Raw genomic sequence first — 20,150 nt, 5'->3', positions numbered from 1 at the left:
AGATGAATTACATCAGTTTAGCTATAAGAGCGACTGGCCTTAGACACCACCGGTGGTGTTTCAGTAACCGGCTCTGAGGCTTTCTGGATGCGAATCAGGGCAACTGCAATTGCACCAATCACCGCTGGAATCGCCACCGCTAAGAAATTCAGTTTATGCGGTAATTCCATACCCAATAGCACCCCGATAATAATCGGGCCGACAATTGCACCTACACGGCCGACCGCAGAGGCACAACCAATCCCGGTTGAGCGCACCGCTAGTGGATAATACTGCGCCACAAAGCTGTATAGCAGAATACTACTGCCAATTGCGGAAGCCCCAGCCAGCGCCACCAGTAGGTAAATCACCGGTTGTGGCGAGTTAAAGCCTAATCCAACCAGCGCCACAGCCCCCATCAGGAACATGCCAATAATCACCGGTTTTAAATGGAAACGGTCTGCCAGAATCCCGCCGCCAATGGTGCCAATTACTGCGCCAATATTCATCGACATCAGGAACATCAGGCTGCTACCCAGCGAGTAACCAGCGGCCATCATTAGTTTTGGTAACCAGCTGCCCAGTGCATAGACCATCAATAAACACATAAAGAAGCAGCACCAGAACAATAAGGTACTCATGCCACGGTTTTGCTTAAATAAGGCGGCAATAGAGGCATCCGGCACCTGTACTTCATTTAAGACCAGTTGAGTCTGCGCACTGACTTTTTCTTCTGGCGTGATTTTCTGGATAATCTGGCGCGCTTTTTCATCCTGCTGTTTTTTCACTAAAAAGGTCAATGATTCAGGTAAAAACTTCCACAAGATCGGTAACAGTAACAGTGGAATACCCGCGATATAAAACATCACTTCCCAGCCAAAACTTGGAGTTAACCAGGCACCCAGTAATGCAGCCATAATACCGCCGACCGCATAACCACTAAACATGGTCGTCACCAAGGTACTGCGCAGTTTTTGTGGTGCATATTCAGAGGTTAAGGCCACTAGATTCGGTAATACTCCGCCAATTCCTAAACCTGCAATAAAGCGCAAAATTCCGAATTCAGTCGGGTTAGATGCGAAACCGCCCCAGAAGGTAAAACCGCTAAATAAGGTCACACAAATTAAAATGACATTTTTACGGCCAATCTTATCGGCCAGCATGCCAAAAAACATGGCACCGAACATCATTCCGGCCAGGGCAGTACTGGCCAACATGCCTGCTTGCACAGCAGTCATATTCCATTCTTGCATCAGTAGTGGTAGGGCTACGCCATTAATCGCCAGGTCATAACCGTCAAAGATGACTACAAATAAACACCAGAGTACGACGTTTAAATGAAAAGGTTTGAACTTCGCCTTGTCCACTACAGCATTCACATTCATTGTTGTTGCTGTCATTAATCCTCACCTCCAATTGTGAGATTTTATTCTTAATATGAAAAAATGAACAATCATTCACTTTTGTCTATAAAATGAATGATTATTCATTTTTTGTCTATGGATAAAAGGTCTAAATGATAAATTTTTCTTAAAAATCAGATTTGATTTAGCAATAAAGCTCAATTTCAGAGCAGAAAATTTAGTTATAAATCTTATAATTACTGGAAACTTATTCTATTTTTTTAAATTTTTATATTACAAAACAGTGAAATAAAAGCTTCATCATTGCAATTTTTAAGACAGGCTTAAATGACAACTTCTACCACACAAATTTGCAAATAAATGTAAAAATTGTGTCATAAAGCCAGAAAAATACTGTCCAGGTCGTAGATGTAGAAACTAGAAATTACGCCCATAAAAAAATCCCCCTCGCTTTTGCTAGGGGGATTTTGAATTAATGAGCTGGCGATGACTTACTCTCACATGGGTAACCCCACACTACCATCAGCGCTAAGAGGTTTCACTTCTGAGTTCGGGAAGGGATCAGGTGGTTCACTCTTGCTATTGTCGCCAGCACAACTGTTATGGACTTGTTCGGGTCTTAGTTACTTTGCTTAAGCTTGATGCTTTTGCATGTAATGCCTTACTTTGTTCCAAATGAGTTATTAACGGATTGGCCATTGGGTCTGAATTTTATTGTGTCGCATTAACTAAATCAAGGATTAGTTTAGAATTCAGCTTGATACAACAACTGTTTGGGTGTTGTATAGTCAAGCCTCACGAGCAATTAGTATTGGTCAGCTTCACATATCGCTATGCTTCCACACCCAACCTATCAACGTCCTAGTCTCGAACGGCTCTTTAGAGGAATAAATTCCTAGGGAAATCTTATCTTGAGGTAGGCTTCCCGCTTAGATGCTTTCAGCGGTTATCCCTTCCGAACATAGCTACCCGGCGATGCGACTGGCGTCACAACCGGTACACCAGAGGTTCGTCCACTCTGGTCCTCTCGTACTAGGAGCAGATCCTCTCAAATTTCCAGCGCCCACGGTAGATAGGGACCGAACTGTCTCACGACGTTCTAAACCCAGCTCGCGTACCTCTTTAAATGGCGAACAGCCATACCCTTGGGACCTGCTTCAGCCCCAGGATGAGATGAGCCGACATCGAGGTGCCAAACACCGCCGTCGATATGAACTCTTGGGCGGTATCAGCCTGTTATCCCCAGAGTACCTTTTATCCGTTGAGCGATGGCCCTTCCATACAGAACCACCGGATCACTAAGACCTACTTTCGTACCTGCTCGACTTGTGGGTCTCGCAGTTAAGCGCGCTTTTGCCTTTATACTCTACGCGTGATTTCCGACCACGCTGAGCGCACCTTCGTACTCCTCCGTTACTCTTTAGGAGGAGACCGCCCCAGTCAAACTACCCACCAGACATGGTCCTCGTCCCGGATCACGGGACAGAGTTAGAACCTCAACATTACCAGGGTGGTATTTCAAGGACGGCTCCATTGGAACTGGCGTTCCAACTTCAAAGCCTCCCACCTATCCTACACAAGTAAGGTCAAAGTTCAATGTCAAGCTGCAGTAAAGGTTCACGGGGTCTTTCCGTCTAGCCGCGGGTACACTGCATCTTCACAGCGATTTCGATTTCACTGAGCCTCTGCTGGAGACAGCGCCGCCATCATTATGCCATTCGTGCAGGTCGGAACTTACCCGACAAGGAATTTCGCTACCTTAGGACCGTTATAGTTACGGCCGCCGTTTACTGGGGCTTCGATCAAGAGCTTCGCTTACGCTAACCCCATCAATTAACCTTCCAGCACCGGGCAGGCATCACACCCTATACGTCCACTTTCGTGTTTGCAGAGTGCTATGTTTTTAATAAACAGTTGCAGCGGCCTGGTTTCTGCGGCTGTCAACCGCTCAGGGAGCAAGTCCCATCACCGTCAACAGCGTACCTTCTCCCGAAGTTACGGTACCATTTTGCCTAGTTCCTTCAGCAGAGTTCTCTCAAGCGCTTTGGTCTACTCGACCTGACCACCTGTGTCGGTTTCGGGTACGATTCCAGTGTAACTGAAGCTTAGAGACTTTTCCTGGAAGCATGGTATCAGCCACTTCGCTAGTAAACTAGCTTGCTATCAGCTCTCAGCATAGAGCACCCCGGATTTGCCTAAGATGCATGCCTACAGCCTTCCACCTGGACAACCAACGCCAGGCTGACTTAACCTTCTCCGTCCTCTCATCGCATTACACTGAAGTATTGGAATATTAACCAATTTCCCATCGACTACGCCTCTCGGCCTCGCCTTAGGGGTCGACTCACCCAGCCCCGATTAACGTTGGACTGGAACCCTTGGTCTTTCAGCGAACGGGTTTTTCACCCGTTTTGTCGTTACTCACGTCAGCATTCGCACTTCTGATACCTCCAGCAGACTTCTCAATCCACCTTCATCGGCTTACAGAACGCTCCCCTACCACGTATACAATGTATACATCCGCAGCTTCGGCACATAGTTTTAGCCCCGTTACATCTTCCGCGCAGGCCGACTCGACTAGTGAGCTATTACGCTTTCTTTAAAGGGTGGCTGCTTCTAAGCCAACCTCCTAGCTGTCTATGCCTTCCCACATCGTTTCCCACTTAACTATGATTTTGGGGCCTTAGCTGGCGGTCTGGATTGTTTTCCTCTTGACTACGGACGTTAGCACCCGCAGTCTGTCTCCCGGATAGTACTCATCGGTATTCGGAGTTTGCATCGGTTTGGTAAGTCGGGATGACCCCCTAGCCGAAACAGTGCTCTACCCCCAATGGTATTCGTCCGAGGCGCTACCTAAATAGCTTTCGGGGAGAACCAGCTATCACCAGGCTTGATTAGCCTTTCACCCCTATCCACAAGTCATCCCCTGGCTTTTCAACGACAGTGGGTTCGGTCCTCCAGTTAGTGTTACCCAACCTTCAACCTGCTCATGGATAGATCGCCTGGTTTCGGGTCTACACCCAGCAACTATACGCCCTATTAAGACTCGGTTTCCCTACGGCTCCCCTATGCGGTTAACCTTGCTACTGAATGTAAGTCGCTGACCCATTATACAAAAGGTACGCAGTCACCACACGAAGTGGCTCCCACTGCTTGTATGCATGCGGTTTCAGGATCTATTTCACTCCCCTCACAGGGGTTCTTTTCGCCTTTCCCTCACGGTACTGGTTCACTATCGGTCAGTCAGGAGTATTTAGCCTTGGAGGATGGTCCCCCCATATTCAGACAAGGTTTCACGTGCCTCGCCCTACTCGTCATCATTATGTGTGCCCTTTCGTGTACAGGACTATCACCCACTATGGTTGCACTTCCCAGAGCATTCCACTAAAACACACATAACTTAATGGGCTGTTCCCCTTTCGCTCGCCGCTACTGAGGGAATCTCAATTGATTTCTTTTCCTAAGGGTACTGAGATGTTTCACTTCCCCTCGTTCGCCTCAATACACTATGTATTCATGTATTGATACCTACCTTATGGTAAGTGGGTTTCCCCATTCAGACATCTCCGGATCAAAGGATATTTGCCGCCTCCCCGGAGCTTTTCGCAGGCTATCACGTCTTTCTTCGCCTCTGACTGCCAAGGCATCCACCACATGCACTTAATTACTTGACTATACAACCCCAAACAGTCGTTAATCCCTACAAGTAGGATTAAGACAATTAAATAAATAATCAATTATCTATTTAATCTACAGTTCGAAGTCACGTGCACTTAAGCACCGTACAGCTTCAATCTAAATTCATATACCAAAACGCTTGATTCAGTTAATTTGCTAGTTCTCAATTCAATCTACGTTCATCAACCCGTCATAACAACGCGTTAACGTATATTGATTGAGTGAACAATTTATTTCAGACTCAATTTTGCCAATCTGTTAATGATTCACTGCATCCTCGTCGGACTGCAGTCAACTGTGATAAATCACAGAGATTAATAAGAGCTGCGCATTCTACACAATCTTCTCACTAAGCTCTATAAGCTATCTGTTCGTTTGCTTGTTTCTTAGCTATTTAGCTATCTACACATTGCGTAGCAATGTGTGGTGGAGACTAGGAGAGTCGAACTCCTGACCTCCTGCGTGCAAAGCAGGCGCTCTACCAACTAAGCTAAGTCCCCAGCTTATCATTTAAGTCAATGTTCTGATTTCTATTCGCTCTGCAATTGCTTGCTTGTCGTTAGTGGTGGGTCTGACAAGACTTGAACTTGTGACCCCACGCTTATCAAGCGTGTGCTCTAACCAACTGAGCTACAGACCCTCAGATACATCGTCATGAAGAACAACTTGTTGTGGATTCTTACTAATCGTCAATCTTTCGTTAAGGAGGTGATCCAGCCGCAGGTTCCCCTACGGCTACCTTGTTACGACTTCACCCCAGTCATCGGCCACACCGTGGTAAGCGTCCTCCCTAAGGTTAGACTACCTACTTCTGGTGCAACAAACTCCCATGGTGTGACGGGCGGTGTGTACAAGGCCCGGGAACGTATTCACCGCGGCATTCTGATCCGCGATTACTAGCGATTCCGACTTCATGGAGTCGAGTTGCAGACTCCAATCCGGACTACGATCGGCTTTTTGAGATTAGCATCACATCGCTGTGTAGCAACCCTTTGTACCGACCATTGTAGCACGTGTGTAGCCCTGGCCGTAAGGGCCATGATGACTTGACGTCGTCCCCGCCTTCCTCCAGTTTGTCACTGGCAGTATCCTTAAAGTTCCCATCCGAAATGCTGGCAAGTAAGGAAAAGGGTTGCGCTCGTTGCGGGACTTAACCCAACATCTCACGACACGAGCTGACGACAGCCATGCAGCACCTGTATCAGAGTTCCCGAAGGCACCAATCCATCTCTGGAAAGTTCTCTGTATGTCAAGGCCAGGTAAGGTTCTTCGCGTTGCATCGAATTAAACCACATGCTCCACCGCTTGTGCGGGCCCCCGTCAATTCATTTGAGTTTTAGTCTTGCGACCGTACTCCCCAGGCGGTCTACTTATCGCGTTAGCTGCGCCACTAAAGCCTCAAAGGCCCCAACGGCTAGTAGACATCGTTTACGGCATGGACTACCAGGGTATCTAATCCTGTTTGCTCCCCATGCTTTCGCACCTCAGTGTCAGTATTAGGCCAGATGGCTGCCTTCGCCATCGGTATTCCTCCAGATCTCTACGCATTTCACCGCTACACCTGGAATTCTACCATCCTCTCCCATACTCTAGCTAACCAGTATCGAATGCAATTCCCAAGTTAAGCTCGGGGATTTCACATTTGACTTAATTAGCCACCTACGCGCGCTTTACGCCCAGTAAATCCGATTAACGCTCGCACCCTCTGTATTACCGCGGCTGCTGGCACAGAGTTAGCCGGTGCTTATTCTGCGAGTAACGTCCACGCATCTAGGGTATTAGCCTAGAGCGCCTCCTCCTCGCTTAAAGTGCTTTACAACCAAAAGGCCTTCTTCACACACGCGGCATGGCTGGATCAGGGTTCCCCCCATTGTCCAATATTCCCCACTGCTGCCTCCCGTAGGAGTCTGGGCCGTGTCTCAGTCCCAGTGTGGCGGATCATCCTCTCAGACCCGCTACAGATCGTCGCCTTGGTAGGCCTTTACCCCACCAACTAGCTAATCCGACTTAGGCTCATCTATTAGCGCAAGGTCCGAAGATCCCCTGCTTTCTCCCGTAGGACGTATGCGGTATTAGCATCCCTTTCGGAATGTTGTCCCCCACTAATAGGCAGATTCCTAAGCATTACTCACCCGTCCGCCGCTAAGCTAAGGTGCAAGCACCCTCGCTCCGCTCGACTTGCATGTGTTAAGCCTGCCGCCAGCGTTCAATCTGAGCCATGATCAAACTCTTCAGTTAAAATCATTTTGTCACTTTATTCGAAGTGACCAAATCTGGCTCATCAATTTCTGACTTAAATTCGCTCAAATAAACTTCGAGTAATTTAAACCAATCAATTAATGAAAATATATTCGATTAATCAACCAGTAAAAATCCACACAAGTTGTTCTTCATAATCTCTTAATGATCTTTCTAACACCTCGTCAGTGCCAGAAGCTGGACTCAAAACACTCAACAACTCAGCAACCCGCTTCGTTCATCACCATGTATCTCGTCGGTATGGGGTGCATTATAGGACAATTTCTTACACACGCAAGTGCTTTTAGCATCTTGTTTTATCGAGTGTTTCTTTTTTATGCACCAACATGGAGCATTTTTGCCCAATCTTTGAAATAAACTTCTAATTTTAAAGCAGAAATATTTAATTTATATTTCTGCTTTTTATTTTCGTTAATTTTTTACCGTTGCCGGTTTTATCTTCACACTCAGGATTTTCACCGGTTGAGCCGGAACATTCTGGTGCACACCAACATTGCGAGTCGGTACTTTGGCAATTTTATCGACCACATCCATCCCCTTGGTAACACGGCCAAACACGGCATAACCGGCATTGCGTGGACTTTTATTCAGGAAATCGTTATCGACCAGATTAATAAAAAACTGGCTTTTGGCTGAATCAGGATGATTGGTCCGTGCCATCGCCAAAGTACCACGCTGATTGCTCAGGCCATTATAGGATTCATTTCTGACCGGTGGACGGGTATTTGGACGTTCCACCATGGCTGCATCCATACCGCCGCCCTGAATCATAAAGCCCGGAATGACACGATGGAAAATGGTACCGGTATAAAAACTGCTACTGACATATTTTTCAAAATTGGCTGCTGACAACGGCGCTTTGTCGTTAAACAGTTCAATTTCAATATTGCCCATCGAGGTTTTCATTTCAATCATTGAATTGGCAGCCCATGCAGAGGCACTAAGGGCAAGGCTGGCAGCCATAAGAACGCTACGTTTTAACATTTCTTTACGAATCCGTGGTTTGATGTTTTGCTTCACTTATATTAATTGTTCAGTATGAAGAAAACATTAGCTGTTCCTTTCAAATTCTGAGAATAAGATGAATAACAATATCCAGAACCAGATTTTTGCGCATCCGCCTTGGCGCTTACACGGCGATGCTTTTATTTTGAATTATTGGCTGAACCCTTTTTTCCTGAAAACAGCCAAACGTTTTCGGCTGGCCCCGTCTCCTTTAGGACGCATGGTCAATGTGATGCTGATCCGCTATCAGGATTCGCCAGTGGGTCCGTATGATGAACTGTTAATTATGGATCATCCTTTATTGTATAAACATCGTTTGTCGACCATTCCCAAGATTTATGTCTCGACCCAGGCCTCTTTAGTGCATGGCCAGCAGTTATGGGGCATTCCGAAAGAGCTGGCCGAATTTGAATGGCTGGAAAAAGAAGGTCGCACCTATTGTATTGTGCGTCATCAGCAGCAAGAGATGTCAATTTGTCTGGAGCGGCCGAAAAACAGCACCTCGTTTTATATCAATAGCCATCATATTCCGGCTTCATTTTTATCCATTCAGCAGGCCTGGCAAGGCCAGCGCTACCAGTTTAGTCCGAAGTTTCGCGGCCGTTTATCTAAACTCAAAACGGTAGAATGGCAAAATACCCAAGATATTTTTCCGGATTTTGCCCAAGCCCGACTATTACAAAGCTTTTATGTGCCGGAGTTTGATCTGTTATTCCCCGAAGCGCAGATTAAAACCAAAACCGCTGTTCCACGTGAAACCAGAAAAAATCTGAGTCGACCTTTTTAAGTCATTCCTTTTAAAAGAAGCGTGGTCGATCCCAGAATTTTCTGAAATTCTTGCCCAGTTCGAGCGTGAGTTTTTTGGCACGGCGCGAAACCGGGGTTAAATTAATAAAGCCATGGGTCTGGTCGGTATATTCCTTATATTGGACTTTGACCCCTTGCTGACGCAGTTTGTGCGCATAAATTTCTGCTTCATCATGCAGCACATCATGCCCGGCCGTCACAATAAAGGTCGGCGGCAGTTTTCTTAAATTGCCATAGGTCGGTGAAATCAGAGCATCATCCAGTGCCATATTGTGCTGTAAGGCATAATACTCGGTGACGAGATCAATATCCTGCTCGGTCAGCACCAGACCGTCTTTATAGGCAAAGAATGACGGATGACGGCTTTTAAAATCCACCACCGGATAAATCAGTAGCTGGGCATGCGGTGCATAGGCGGTATTTTTACTGCGCTGTGACACCACCGTAGCAATATTGGCACCGGCACTGTCACCCGCCACGGCAATACGGTTTTTCAGAATATTAAATTGACGGCGATGCTGATACACCCAAGCCAAAGCATTTTCACAGCACTGAATCAGCTGTGTCGGTGATGCCTCCGGGGTCAGTGGATAGTCGACACTGACCACCTGTGCCTGAGCGGCATGTGCCAACAGCCGGCAAACTTCATCATGGGTATCGAGATTGCCCACCACAAAGCCGCCACCATGATAAAACACAATCAGGGGCAGTTTTTTATGTGGTGCAGGATGATAATAACGGGCCGAGATGGTGCCACTTTGCAGGCTTAAACGTAAATCTTCGACCCGTTTGACATAGGTCGGCTGTTTACGGATGGCTTTCATCTGAGTATCAAAAGCCTGACGCGATTGTGCCGGATTTTTGCCAATAAAACCGATACGCCCCTGCTTGATTTGGGCCGCCATCATGCATTTAATGAGGGGATCAAGTTGCGGATACTGATAAGGATAGCCCAAGGCACGTGCCAGCGATTCCTGCGCCATGCACGGTAAATGATCGAGTGTTCGCACCACCGCACCCTGACTGTTATCAATGATTTTTTGCAGTTTCTGTTGATACGCACTCATCTATCATCTTCCTTTTTTTATTCATTCTTCACATTTTCTACATGATCAGCAGTTTAGTGACTATTTCGTTATAGAAGTCCAGTCATCGACCTACATATTCAGAATTTATATACGCTAATCTTATTTCTATAAGGTGTCATTGACAATTTTGATGATACAGAGGGATTGATTTTGCTAATCCGGATAGAAAAAGGACGCTCACCATGTCTAGAAAACTCCTCTTGGTTTCCTGTGCGACCATATTTTTAGCGGTCGGTTGTGTCGCGTTCCCTGAAGATGGCCACTACAATGGCCGCTATGATCACCGTTATGACCGGGATTACGACCGTAACTATGATTATCGTCGCATGACAGAACGTCAGCGTTGGGAATATGAACAACGTCAGAAACGCTTACAGCAACAACGCCAACGCGAAGCGCAGTGGGATCGACAAAAACGTGAACTGGAACGTAAACGTGCCGAACAAAGCCGCCAGCAGTTACAACGGGAACGCGAACGACGCGCCGAACTGAACCGTAAACGCCAGCAAGTCGAACGCAAACAGCAAGAGCAGCGTAAAAAACGGGTCGAAGAACAGCGTAAACGGATGGAAGAATATCGCAAACGGCAACGTGACCGTCGTGATTAATCCTGTATTTGACAGTGTGCGATGTACAGTTTAAAAACCCGAAAACCTGGCTTTCGGGTTTTTATTTTTACAAGGTGCTTTGATTGAAAGCGCTGTGATAGAAAAATAACGACCTTCCATAATAATAGTGAAAATAGCTGGCCTTCCCTGGCCATTTTTTGAATATTCCTATTTAGAAATTAAATCTTCCTCCCTGATTTAAATGATGGTCCTGTTTCATTTGAAATAGACAGCGTTGAATTTAGGGCTGCGGCTGTGCCTCAACTGCCGGTGCTTCCGACCCTGCTGGTGCAGCAATGGCCGGGGCAGTAACTTCTGCGGCTACGCCCACTTCAGCCCCCGCTTCTACCGGCATGGTAGTTACCTGTACCGTTTCAGGTTGCTCAGGATTTTGTGCCACTTCTGGCGCCTGTGCCGTTTCATGACTGCTACAGCCTACTACCGCCAGTCCAGCAAACAAGGCCACAGCCAATACATCCATTTTTTTCATCATTCGATCCTCATTTATTGAAAAATACAAAGTCCAACTTTGCGCTGGCTATACTTTCAAAATTTCAGCACTGGCTGGGCAGATAAAAAGTTAAATTTTTATATCCACCGGTACGAGTTATGCAGTTTTTTATAAACATGAAGATGCAGCTATTTTTACAGCCAATGGAAGGAATCAGCAGGATTAATCTGCTGTTTTTGTTATAGATTACAGCAATAAAAAAGAACGAAAGTGCAGAATTATTTTAGAGGAAGAAAACAGCGTGCTCTACACAACATACGGCTAGTTTTGCGAAAAGATAACAGTGTAAATGCGGCACTTTTAAATTTTTAGGGCAAAAAAAAGGCTTATCCAGAGGGCGGATAAGCCAGAAAACACATTTCAAGAAAATATCAAAAGAAACTACAGCGATAGAATCTGGGCGCAATCATACAAAGTTGACCTTGCCCTGTAAAATAGTATTTTTCACTCATTCTGATCGTTTTTATGTATAAAGAATAATCAACTTAAAAATTTTGTATAGACAACTCAACAGCATCTACAGAATTTATCGGGACTTAAAATTAAAATCATTTTCCCATAAATTGGGGTTTCAGCCTCGTAGTATCTTCCTGCACCCTCCCTGCTAAAAAGATCAAAAATTAAAAGAATGTATGTTTTTTCAGCAAATTTCTGCAGATTTAATGACTGGCACCGCTTGAATTTTTATCCCCTGCCCCGACTTCTTTAATAATTACGAAATTCATCACTCATGGCAGTTCAGAATGAACCAGTCAATACTGATGCCAGAAGGACTGTACATGTTTAAGAACCCATTTAAACGGAGTAAATCAATGGCAACCGAGCACAACCAAGACGCTCAAGATCTGCAACAAGAGCAAGTAGAACAAGATACTACCCAAACTCAAGCTGAAACCGAGCAGGCAGACGTTTCCGTTGAGTCTTTACAAGAACAGATTGCGCAGCTCGAAGGCGATTTAAAACTTGAAAAAGCGCGTACCGCCAATGCAGTGTATGAAGCGCAAAAGAGTGTCGAGCGTATTCAGCGTGAATCTGAAAAGCATAAAGAAGCAGTGCTGGAGAAATTTGCCAAAGAACTGCTCGATAGCGTAGATAACCTGGAACGTGCTATTGCCGCAGCTGGCGAAGAAAAAACCCCGCTGTCTGAAGGGGTGGAACTGACGCTGAAATCACTGCTGACGACTTTAGAGAAATTCGGCATTGTGGCGGTAGATACCGCGAACGGTTTCAATGCAGATTTACATCAGGCGGTGGGCATTGATCCAACAGCCAAAGCCAACGAAATTGGCAACGTACTGCAAAAAGGTTATAGCTTAAATGGCCGTTTATTGCGTCCTGCAATGGTTATGGTCGGCGCTTAAGCCTCATAAATTCGGGAGTTGGTGAAATTTTTTCATATTTTTAACTTGAAAAAAATTGAACGGCTCTCATATCGGATAACAAGTGTAAAGCACAATAAAATTTTTGAGGAAACATCCAAATGGCTAAAATCATTGGTATTGACTTAGGTACAACCAACTCATGTGTTGCGGTACTTGAAGGCGATAAAGTTAAAGTAATTGAAAACGCTGAAGGCGCGCGTACAACTCCATCTATTATTGCGTATAAAGATGGCGAAATCCTGGTCGGTCAGTCTGCGAAACGTCAAGCAGTAACTAACCCGAAAAACACATTGTTCGCAATCAAACGTCTGATCGGTCGTCGTTATGAAGACCAAGCGGTACAAAAAGATATCGGTCTGGTGCCATACAAAATCATCAAAGCAGACAATGGCGATGCTTGGGTTGAAGTTAACGACAAAAAATTAGCACCACAGCAAATCTCTGCAGAAGTTCTGAAAAAAATGAAGAAAACTGCGGAAGATTACCTCGGTGAAACTGTTACTGAAGCAGTTGTAACCGTTCCTGCATACTTCAACGATGCACAGCGTCAAGCAACGAAAGATGCCGGTAAAATTGCTGGTTTAGACGTTAAACGTATCATCAACGAACCTACTGCTGCGGCGTTAGCGTTCGGTATGGACAAGAAAGAAGGCGACCGTAAAGTTGCAGTCTATGACTTGGGTGGTGGTACTTTCGACGTATCCATCATTGAAATTGCGGATCTTGATGGCGACCAGCAAATCGAAGTATTGTCGACTAACGGTGATACCTTCTTAGGTGGTGAAGACTTCGATAACGCATTGATCGATTACCTGGTTGAAGAGTTCAAGAAAGAACAAAATGTCAACCTGAAAAACGATCCACTGGCGTTACAACGTTTGAAAGAAGCGGCTGAAAAAGCAAAAATCGAGCTTTCTTCTTCAAATGCAACTGAAATCAACCTGCCATACATCACAGCTGATGCGACTGGTCCTAAACACTTGGTGATCAACGTAACACGTGCGAAATTAGAAGGTCTGGTTGCAGACCTGGTTGCGCGTACCATCGAACCTTGCCGTATTGCACTGAAAGATGCAGGTCTTTCGACTTCTGACATCTCTGACGTAATCTTGGTTGGTGGTCAGTCTCGTATGCCACTTGTACAACAAAAAGTACAAGAGTTCTTCGGTAAAGAGCCACGTAAAGACGTGAACCCTGACGAAGCTGTGGCAATGGGTGCGGCAATCCAAGGTGCTGTACTTTCGGGTGACAAGAACGACGTTCTTTTACTTGACGTAACACCGCTTACACTTGGTATTGAAACAATGGGTGGCGTGTTAACTCCAATCATCGAGAAAAACACCACAATCCCTGCGAAAAAATCACAAGTGTTCTCTACAGCGGCAGATAACCAACCTGCAGTAGACATTTCGGTTTACCAAGGTGAACGAAAAATGGCTCAACAAAACAAATTGTTGGGTAACTTCCAGTTGGGTGATATCCCACCTGCACCACGTGGTGTGCCACAAATTGAAGTATCGTTCGACATCAACGCCGATGGTATCTTGAAAGTGTCTGCGAAAGACAAGAGCACGGGTAAAGAGCAATCGATCCAGATTAAAGCAAACTCAGGTTTGTCTGATGCTGAAATCGAAGCGATGATCAAAGACGCTGAAGCGAATGCTGAAGAAGACCGTAAGTTTGAAGAACTGGCAAAAGCACGTAACGAAGCAGATGCCCTGGTTTCTTCTGCTCAAAAAGCAGTAAAAGATCTTGGCGAACAAGTGACTGCTGATGAGAAAACTGCGGTAGAAACAGCAGTTTCAGAACTTGAAGCAGCAACCAAAGAAAATGATGTTGACGCGATCAAGGCGAAAACTGAAGCGCTGCAAAACATCATCATGCCAATTACACAGCGTGCGTATGAAGCAGCTCAAGGCCAAGGCGGTGCGCAAGGTTTTGACCCGAATGCCTTCGGTGGTGATGCTGGCCAACAGCAAAAAGCGGACGATGGCGTTGTAGATGCTGAGTTCACTGAAGTGAAAGATGACAAAAAATAATTTGTCGCTTTAAACAAAAAGACCGCGCGTAAGCGCGGTTTTTTTTATATCTGCTTGAAAGCAAAAAAGACTTGTTTCATCTCTGCGGCTTTTTTAAGCTAGTTAGACACCCCATCTGGCCTACTCTGCTTTTGATCCTTTTCTCCTGCTATATAAAGGAAAGAAAATCGGTCAATCACAGATGCGGATGTGCAGTTAATTATCCCCTCTCTACAGGAAGCCCAATCTGCGTGATGCGTCCCTTAATCCTGATTGTGTTACTGCTGTCCGCCATGCTGTGGTATCAGAACCAGCAGCATCCGCAGCTGCAGCACAACAGCCTGCTGACCCGGATTCAGGCACCTTTGGATACCCGGCTGCGTTACCGGATTGCCGAAGTGGACCCGCGCTTTGGTTTAAGTCATGCCGAGGTAGTGCAACTGGCCCAACAGGCCACACAAATCTGGACAGAGGGTACTGGTCAGGACTATTTTGTCTATGATCCACAAGCACGACTGGCAATCCGCCTGATTTATGATGAACGCCAATATGAATCGGAACAGCGTCGCCTACAGATGGGCCAGATTGAGCAACAGCAGCAGCATTGGGAACGCCAACAGACCCAAGTACAGACAGTCAAACAGCAGATTCAGCAACTGAACCAGCAGCTGGCTTTTAAAAATGCCCAGTTACAGCAACAGCTGAATGCCTATAACCAGCAGGTGCAGCAGCTGAACCAGCAAGGCGGTGCATCAGCCATACAGCGCAGCTCTTTAAACCAGCAGCGCCAGCAACTTGAACAGCAAACCGCCAGTTTACAGGCTGAAATTCAACAGTTTAATGTGCGTATTGCAGGCTTGAACCAACAGATCGATGCCCTCAACCAGCTGAATCAGTCAATTGATGCTTCGGTGCAGCAATTTAACCAGCGCTTTCAGCCGCGTTTATTTGATAAAGGCAGTTTTGATGGCAAAACTATTCTCATCTATGAGTTTCAGTCAGCCGCCGACCTGCGTTTAACCTTGGCACATGAATTCGGTCACGCCTTGGGATTGGGGCATACCCATGATCCACATGCCCTGATGCATCCTCTCATGCAAGAGCAAAATCTGGATCATTTTCAACTAACTGCCGCCGATTTGGCGCTTTTGCAGCAGCGTTAAATACATTTGATGCTTTTCATTACAAGTTAATCTAGAAAACCGGGGCTTTATCGCCAACAGCACTGCCCTCTCTGGCTATTTCATGTTATTGTGAAAGCCGCAATTTCAACAGGAATGTTTGTGGAGATTAATGTGAGTTACTACCATATTTTGATTGAAGTAAATGACCACATCAGCACGATTGAACAAACGCGTGATATTGAACTGTTTGATATCGTCAATATTCAACCGTATCTCTACTCTATTCTATTGCCGTATTTTAATGAGCAAATGATTGAACTCGAAGAAGAAAATGTCGAGTTTGAAGATATCCTGCATTTAGAAATCAAACAGACCCTGTTGCCGGTTAATCACCTGATTGAAGAAGAACAAAAACTGCTGCCAAGCGACACCGATGTCACCATTACGGCCTATGAGGTGTTTAACAACCGTGATTTGAGTCAGGATGTAACCACGGTCATTTTTGATATTTTAGAAGCCGTGAAGATTGATACCTCAGATATTGAATAAACATCAGGGCGCCATAAGGCGCCCTTTTCATTGCATATTTATTTATTGCAGCATCATCAGTTTGGCATTTTCATTACGAAAAGCGCGTAACACCTGCTGTCCGGCACGCCCGGTGGGACTTAAGCCCAGGCGGATCTGTTCCTGACGAATCGCCTGACGGGTTTTATCACCAATCAGGCCATCTACCGCACCAATATCATGACCGCGATTTAATAAAAACTGCTGGATTTCACGACGTTCTGCGCGTGAAGTGCCCGGATCATCGGTAGGCCATGCCGTCACAAACGGGCCTTTGCCCTGTAAACGGTCGGATAAATGCGCAATGGCCAAGGCATAACTTTCCGCGGCGTTATAACTGTAAATGGCATCAAAGTTTTTAAACACCAGGAAAGCCGGGCCATTGCCGCCTGCCGGTGTCAGCAAACCGGCCTGACTGCTGCCTGAAAGATTGCCCTGAATCAAGGCACTTCCATCGGCTCGTACTAGCCCACGATTGACCCAGCTGCTTAAGGATTTTTTATTGCGGCGCCCTTCTCCACTGACCGACATGCCTGCGGGCAATTTCACTTCAAAGCCCCACGGTTGTCCGCTTTGCCAGCCACGTTTTTTCAGGAAATTGGCGGTTGATGCCAAGGCATCGGTGGTGCTTGATACCAGATCACGGCGGCCATCACCATCAAAATCCACTGCCAGTTCTTCATAGGTCGATGGCATAAACTGGGTATGACCAAATGCCCCGGCCCATGAGCCTCTGAGCTGATCTTCACGCACATCACCGCGTTGTAAAATACGCATCGCGGCAAAGAATTCGCCGCGGAAATAACTCTGACGACGGCCTTCGCAGCTTAAAGTACCTAAGGCCTGCAATAACGGATAACGGCCAGAAATATCACCAAAATTACTTTCTACACCCCATACCGCGACCACGGTTTCTGGCGGTACACCATAAGCTGCTGCAACCCGGTTCAGTACCTCACGGTGCTCGGCCAGTTTTTGCTGGCCCAGTTGTACGCGTTCTTCATCGACCAGACCGGAAAGATAATCCCAGATTGGCGTCGAAAATTCCGGCTGATAATTCAGGCGTTCAATCACGGAATAATCTGGCGTTAAATTTTGGGTATAGCGGTCATAAGTACTGCCACTGACGCCCTTGGCCATGGCCTGGCCGCGCAAATTGGCCAGACAGACCTGGAAATTATTTTGAGGCTGGATGGTACTTGGCACCGGCGCCGTAGTGGTGACCGGCTGACCATTAATAATCAGTTCTGCATGTAGCTGAGATGCAGCCAATGCCAAAGATCCGAAAACAAAAGCAAAGCGATGCATACTATCCCTTATGTCATTTGAATTTAAAACTGGTTTTACCATAACAGCTGAGCCATAAAATGACAGGGTAAAAACGTAAATTTAAATTTATTTTGCTTCATTTTAAATTCATATTTCAGTTTTGAATTTAAAAAATTTTATCCACAGATCTAATCTTGAGTATTTTTAAATTCAAATCTAGGTTTTCTTATTTTTTAAATTTAAATTCATTCTTGTAAATTCATTTTTTCAGACTTCAACCAGTACAAGTTATCCACACCTGCAAAACAGCGCTGGTTTTAAATTTAAATCATCATTTTTAAATTTATTTCAGGAAAACTTATCCACAAAACCCATCCACCGGACCGTAAATCTGTACTTTTTAAATTTAAATTGCAGTTTTTGAATTTATTTCGCAGGTTTTAAATTCAAATTTTAAATTTAAAACTACAAACAGATTTGAATTCATAATTTTGAATTTAAAGTTCAGCGGATATTTTAAATTCAAACTGCATATTCAGATTTAAATTTAAAATCTGTGTTTGAATTCATTTTTAATTTTTTCAGATGCTCTGTATTTATGTTTGTTTTTTAGCCATTTATAGTTATAAAAGATCTGGACTGAAGCAATCAAGCCTGTTGTTGAACCAGCCGACCAATGGCAGCTGGCGAAAAAAGAGCGCAATCTTGCCCGAATTTCTGGCATAAAAAAAGCGGCCCGCTGAGGGACCGCTGTTTTCATAAACGAATCTGCAGTTAAATGCTCATATCTTCACTCAAGGCCAGCGGATTTGGCAAAATTTTCGCCAGCTGACGGCAGAGTGACGTCAGTTCGCGACTGTCGTTTGGCATTAGGGTAATATGCCCGATTTTACGGCCTTCGCGTTCAGTTTTATTGTACAAATGCAGATGTGCACCATTTAACGCCAACACATCTTCCGACTTTGGATGCTGACCAATAATATTCACCATCACCGTTGGGCGCACCACCTCAGTCGAACCGAGCGGCAAACCAGCCACTGCACGGACATGGTTTTCAAACTGTGAACAGACTGCGCCTTCAATCGACCAGTGCCCTGAATTATGCACGCGTGGTGCCATTTCATTGGCATACAGGCCTTTTTCAGTGACAAATAGTTCTAGTGTCAACACACCAACATAGTTCAGATGATTCAGCAGGCGCGTGATGTAGTCTTGCGCCACCGGTTGCAAGTCAGTGCTGTTCGGTGCCGGTACAATCGAGTGCGATAAAATCCCGTGATGGTGATGGTTTTCAGCCAATGGCCAGGTTTTGACATCGCCATTTTGGCCACGTACCGCAATAATCGATACTTCACGCGAGAAGGTGACAAAACTTTCTGCAATCAGTGAGCCGGCAGGGCCAAGTTCTGCCCAGGCCTGATCAATCTGATCGGCGCTACGCAGCACAAACTGGCCTTTACCATCATAACCGCCAGTCGCGGTTTTCAGTACAATCGGCAGACCTAATTCAGCCACCGCCGCCTGTAAACTGTCCAGCGAATCAACCGCCTTATACGGCGCCACCGGAATCTGCAGCGCATCAAATAGGGCTTTTTCCTGCAAACGGTTTTGCGCAATCGCCAGCGCCTGACGCGGCGGATGCAACGCTTTACTTTGGGTCAAGACATCGACATCGGCCAGTGGGGTATTTTCAAATTCCAGGCTAAATACATCTGCACTCTGGATAAAATCCTGCAAACCGTGTTCAGCTGCGCTTGAATAGACTGTACCTAAAGCTGCAGAAGGGCAATCTGCACTGGCTTCAAAGAAAGTACATTGAATATTGAGTGGTAACGCGGCTTGCGCCATCATGCGGCCAAGCTGCCCACCACCAAAAATACCAATGGTTTTATTCATAAGGAATGTCCCGTATTACGCCTGACCCGGAATATTGTTGCTGGCCACTTTATCGGTTTGCGCTGCACGGAAATCAGCGACATTTTTCGCAATCTCTGGACGCGTTAAACCCAGAATCTGGGCAGCCATAATGGCAGCATTGGTGGCACCGGCCGGACCAATTGCCAAGGTACCTACCGCAATTCCGGCCGGCATTTGTACAATCGACAGCAGTGAATCGACGCCATTTAAAATAGAAGATTTAACCGGCACACCCAGCACTGGAAGATCTGTCTTGGCTGCACACATGCCCGGTAAATGGGCAGCGCCACCCGCACCGGCAATAATCACCTGAATACCACGATCACGCGCAGTTTCGGCATATTCGAATAAACGGTCTGGGGTACGGTGCGCAGAAACCACTTCCGCTTCAAATGGGACACCAAGCTGCTTGAGCATATTGGCAGTGTGTTCGAGAGTTGCCCAATCAGATTGAGAACCCATAATAATTCCAACGAGAGGAGCGTCTTGTGCTGCGGCCGCATTCATTGCTAATGTTCCAGAGACTAAGTGAAAAAAGATAAATCTCGACGAGAGCCAAGCTTTAATGAATAAG

General features: G+C 45.8%; 14 protein-coding genes, 2 tRNA genes and 3 rRNA genes. 6 read left to right on the top strand and 13 right to left on the bottom strand.

Going from position 1 to position 20,150, the window contains the following annotated elements:
- Positions 1 to 17: 17 nt before the first annotated feature.
- From GA693_RS12305 to GA693_RS12275, 7 genes are all read right to left on the bottom strand, one after another.
- A complete protein-coding gene (locus GA693_RS12305; protein WP_005181158.1) occupies positions 18 to 1,379 on the bottom strand; it encodes an aromatic acid/H+ symport family MFS transporter in 1,362 nt (453 codons plus the stop codon).
- 442 nt (positions 1,380 to 1,821) lie between these two features.
- A 5S ribosomal RNA gene (gene rrf, locus GA693_RS12300) occupies positions 1,822 to 1,936 on the bottom strand.
- 191 nt (positions 1,937 to 2,127) lie between these two features.
- Positions 2,128 to 5,017 (bottom strand): 23S ribosomal RNA (locus tag GA693_RS12295).
- Positions 5,018 to 5,445: 428 nt separating this feature from the next.
- Positions 5,446 to 5,521, bottom strand: a tRNA-Ala gene (locus tag GA693_RS12290).
- Between the two features lie 63 nt (positions 5,522 to 5,584).
- Positions 5,585 to 5,661: transfer RNA gene (locus GA693_RS12285), tRNA-Ile, on the bottom strand.
- A gap of 61 nt (positions 5,662 to 5,722) precedes the next feature.
- A 16S ribosomal RNA gene (locus tag GA693_RS12280) occupies positions 5,723 to 7,259 on the bottom strand.
- The 16S, 23S and 5S rRNA genes sit together here with 2 tRNA genes alongside, the layout of an rRNA operon.
- A 432-nt stretch (positions 7,260 to 7,691) precedes the next feature.
- Entirely contained in the window at positions 7,692 to 8,264 is a 573-nt protein-coding gene (locus GA693_RS12275; protein WP_160240772.1) for a peptidylprolyl isomerase, read from the bottom strand.
- 97 nt (positions 8,265 to 8,361) lie between these two features.
- Between GA693_RS12275 and GA693_RS12270 the strand changes: the two genes are divergently transcribed.
- Positions 8,362 to 9,072 (top strand): acetoacetate decarboxylase family protein, encoded by a 711-nt coding sequence (locus GA693_RS12270; RefSeq protein ID WP_075168305.1) that lies wholly within the window; start codon positions 8,362 to 8,364, stop codon positions 9,070 to 9,072.
- A gap of 10 nt (positions 9,073 to 9,082) precedes the next feature.
- On the opposite strand, the gene GA693_RS12265 is transcribed toward GA693_RS12270, so the two are convergent.
- Positions 9,083 to 10,159, bottom strand: a complete 1,077-nt coding sequence (locus GA693_RS12265; protein WP_104472767.1) for a di-butyl phthalate-hydrolyzing esterase — start codon at positions 10,157 to 10,159, stop codon at positions 9,083 to 9,085.
- A 203-nt stretch (positions 10,160 to 10,362) separates the two neighbouring features.
- Here GA693_RS12265 and GA693_RS12260 point away from each other — a divergent pair, with 203 nt between their 5' ends.
- Entirely contained in the window at positions 10,363 to 10,788 is a 426-nt protein-coding gene (locus tag GA693_RS12260) for a hypothetical protein (RefSeq protein ID WP_160240774.1), read from the top strand.
- A gap of 241 nt (positions 10,789 to 11,029) precedes the next feature.
- Here GA693_RS12260 and GA693_RS12255 read toward each other — a convergent pair whose 3' ends face one another.
- Complete coding sequence (locus GA693_RS12255; RefSeq protein WP_160240775.1) at positions 11,030 to 11,278, bottom strand: hypothetical protein; 249 nt, start codon at positions 11,276 to 11,278, stop codon at positions 11,030 to 11,032.
- An 833-nt stretch (positions 11,279 to 12,111) separates the two neighbouring features.
- Between GA693_RS12255 and grpE the strand changes: the two genes are divergently transcribed.
- The 4 genes from grpE (at position 12,112) to GA693_RS12235 (ending at position 16,372) form a co-directional block, all read left to right on the top strand.
- Entirely contained in the window at positions 12,112 to 12,660 is a 549-nt protein-coding gene (grpE, locus tag GA693_RS12250) for a nucleotide exchange factor GrpE (protein WP_005181051.1), read from the top strand.
- Between the two features lie 119 nt (positions 12,661 to 12,779).
- Positions 12,780 to 14,720 carry a molecular chaperone DnaK gene (gene dnaK / locus GA693_RS12245; protein WP_005181052.1) on the top strand — a complete coding sequence of 647 codons (1,941 nt, stop codon included), beginning with the start codon at positions 12,780 to 12,782 and terminating at the stop codon, positions 14,718 to 14,720.
- Positions 14,721 to 14,953: 233 nt separating this feature from the next.
- Positions 14,954 to 15,862: a matrixin family metalloprotease gene (locus GA693_RS12240; protein WP_160240777.1), complete on the top strand. Its 909-nt coding sequence runs from the start codon at positions 14,954 to 14,956 to the stop codon at positions 15,860 to 15,862.
- Between the two features lie 120 nt (positions 15,863 to 15,982).
- A complete protein-coding gene (locus GA693_RS12235; protein WP_171502390.1) occupies positions 15,983 to 16,372 on the top strand; it encodes a hypothetical protein in 390 nt (129 codons plus the stop codon).
- A gap of 42 nt (positions 16,373 to 16,414) precedes the next feature.
- On the opposite strand, the gene GA693_RS12230 is transcribed toward GA693_RS12235, so the two are convergent.
- The 4 genes from GA693_RS12230 to purE form a co-directional block, all read right to left on the bottom strand.
- Positions 16,415 to 17,698: a lytic murein transglycosylase gene (locus GA693_RS12230; protein ID WP_075168300.1), complete on the bottom strand. Its 1,284-nt coding sequence runs from the start codon at positions 17,696 to 17,698 to the stop codon at positions 16,415 to 16,417.
- 508 nt (positions 17,699 to 18,206) lie between these two features.
- Positions 18,207 to 18,419, bottom strand: a complete 213-nt coding sequence (locus GA693_RS12225; RefSeq protein WP_160240782.1) for a hypothetical protein — start codon at positions 18,417 to 18,419, stop codon at positions 18,207 to 18,209.
- 14 nt (positions 18,420 to 18,433) lie between these two features.
- Positions 18,434 to 19,555, bottom strand: a complete 1,122-nt coding sequence (locus GA693_RS12220) for a 5-(carboxyamino)imidazole ribonucleotide synthase (RefSeq protein ID WP_075168298.1) — start codon at positions 19,553 to 19,555, stop codon at positions 18,434 to 18,436.
- A gap of 15 nt (positions 19,556 to 19,570) precedes the next feature.
- On the bottom strand, positions 19,571 to 20,083 hold the full coding sequence (purE, locus tag GA693_RS12215) for a 5-(carboxyamino)imidazole ribonucleotide mutase (RefSeq protein ID WP_005181065.1): 513 nt from the start codon (positions 20,081 to 20,083) through the stop codon (positions 19,571 to 19,573).
- Positions 20,084 to 20,150 lie beyond the last annotated feature (67 nt).

The organism is Acinetobacter indicus (genome assembly GCF_009914475.1).
In the GTDB taxonomy this organism is placed as follows: Bacteria; Pseudomonadota; Gammaproteobacteria; order Pseudomonadales; family Moraxellaceae; genus Acinetobacter; species Acinetobacter indicus.
Note: the sequence above shows the minus strand (reverse complement) of the source record. Positions and strands in the feature narration are given on the sequence as shown.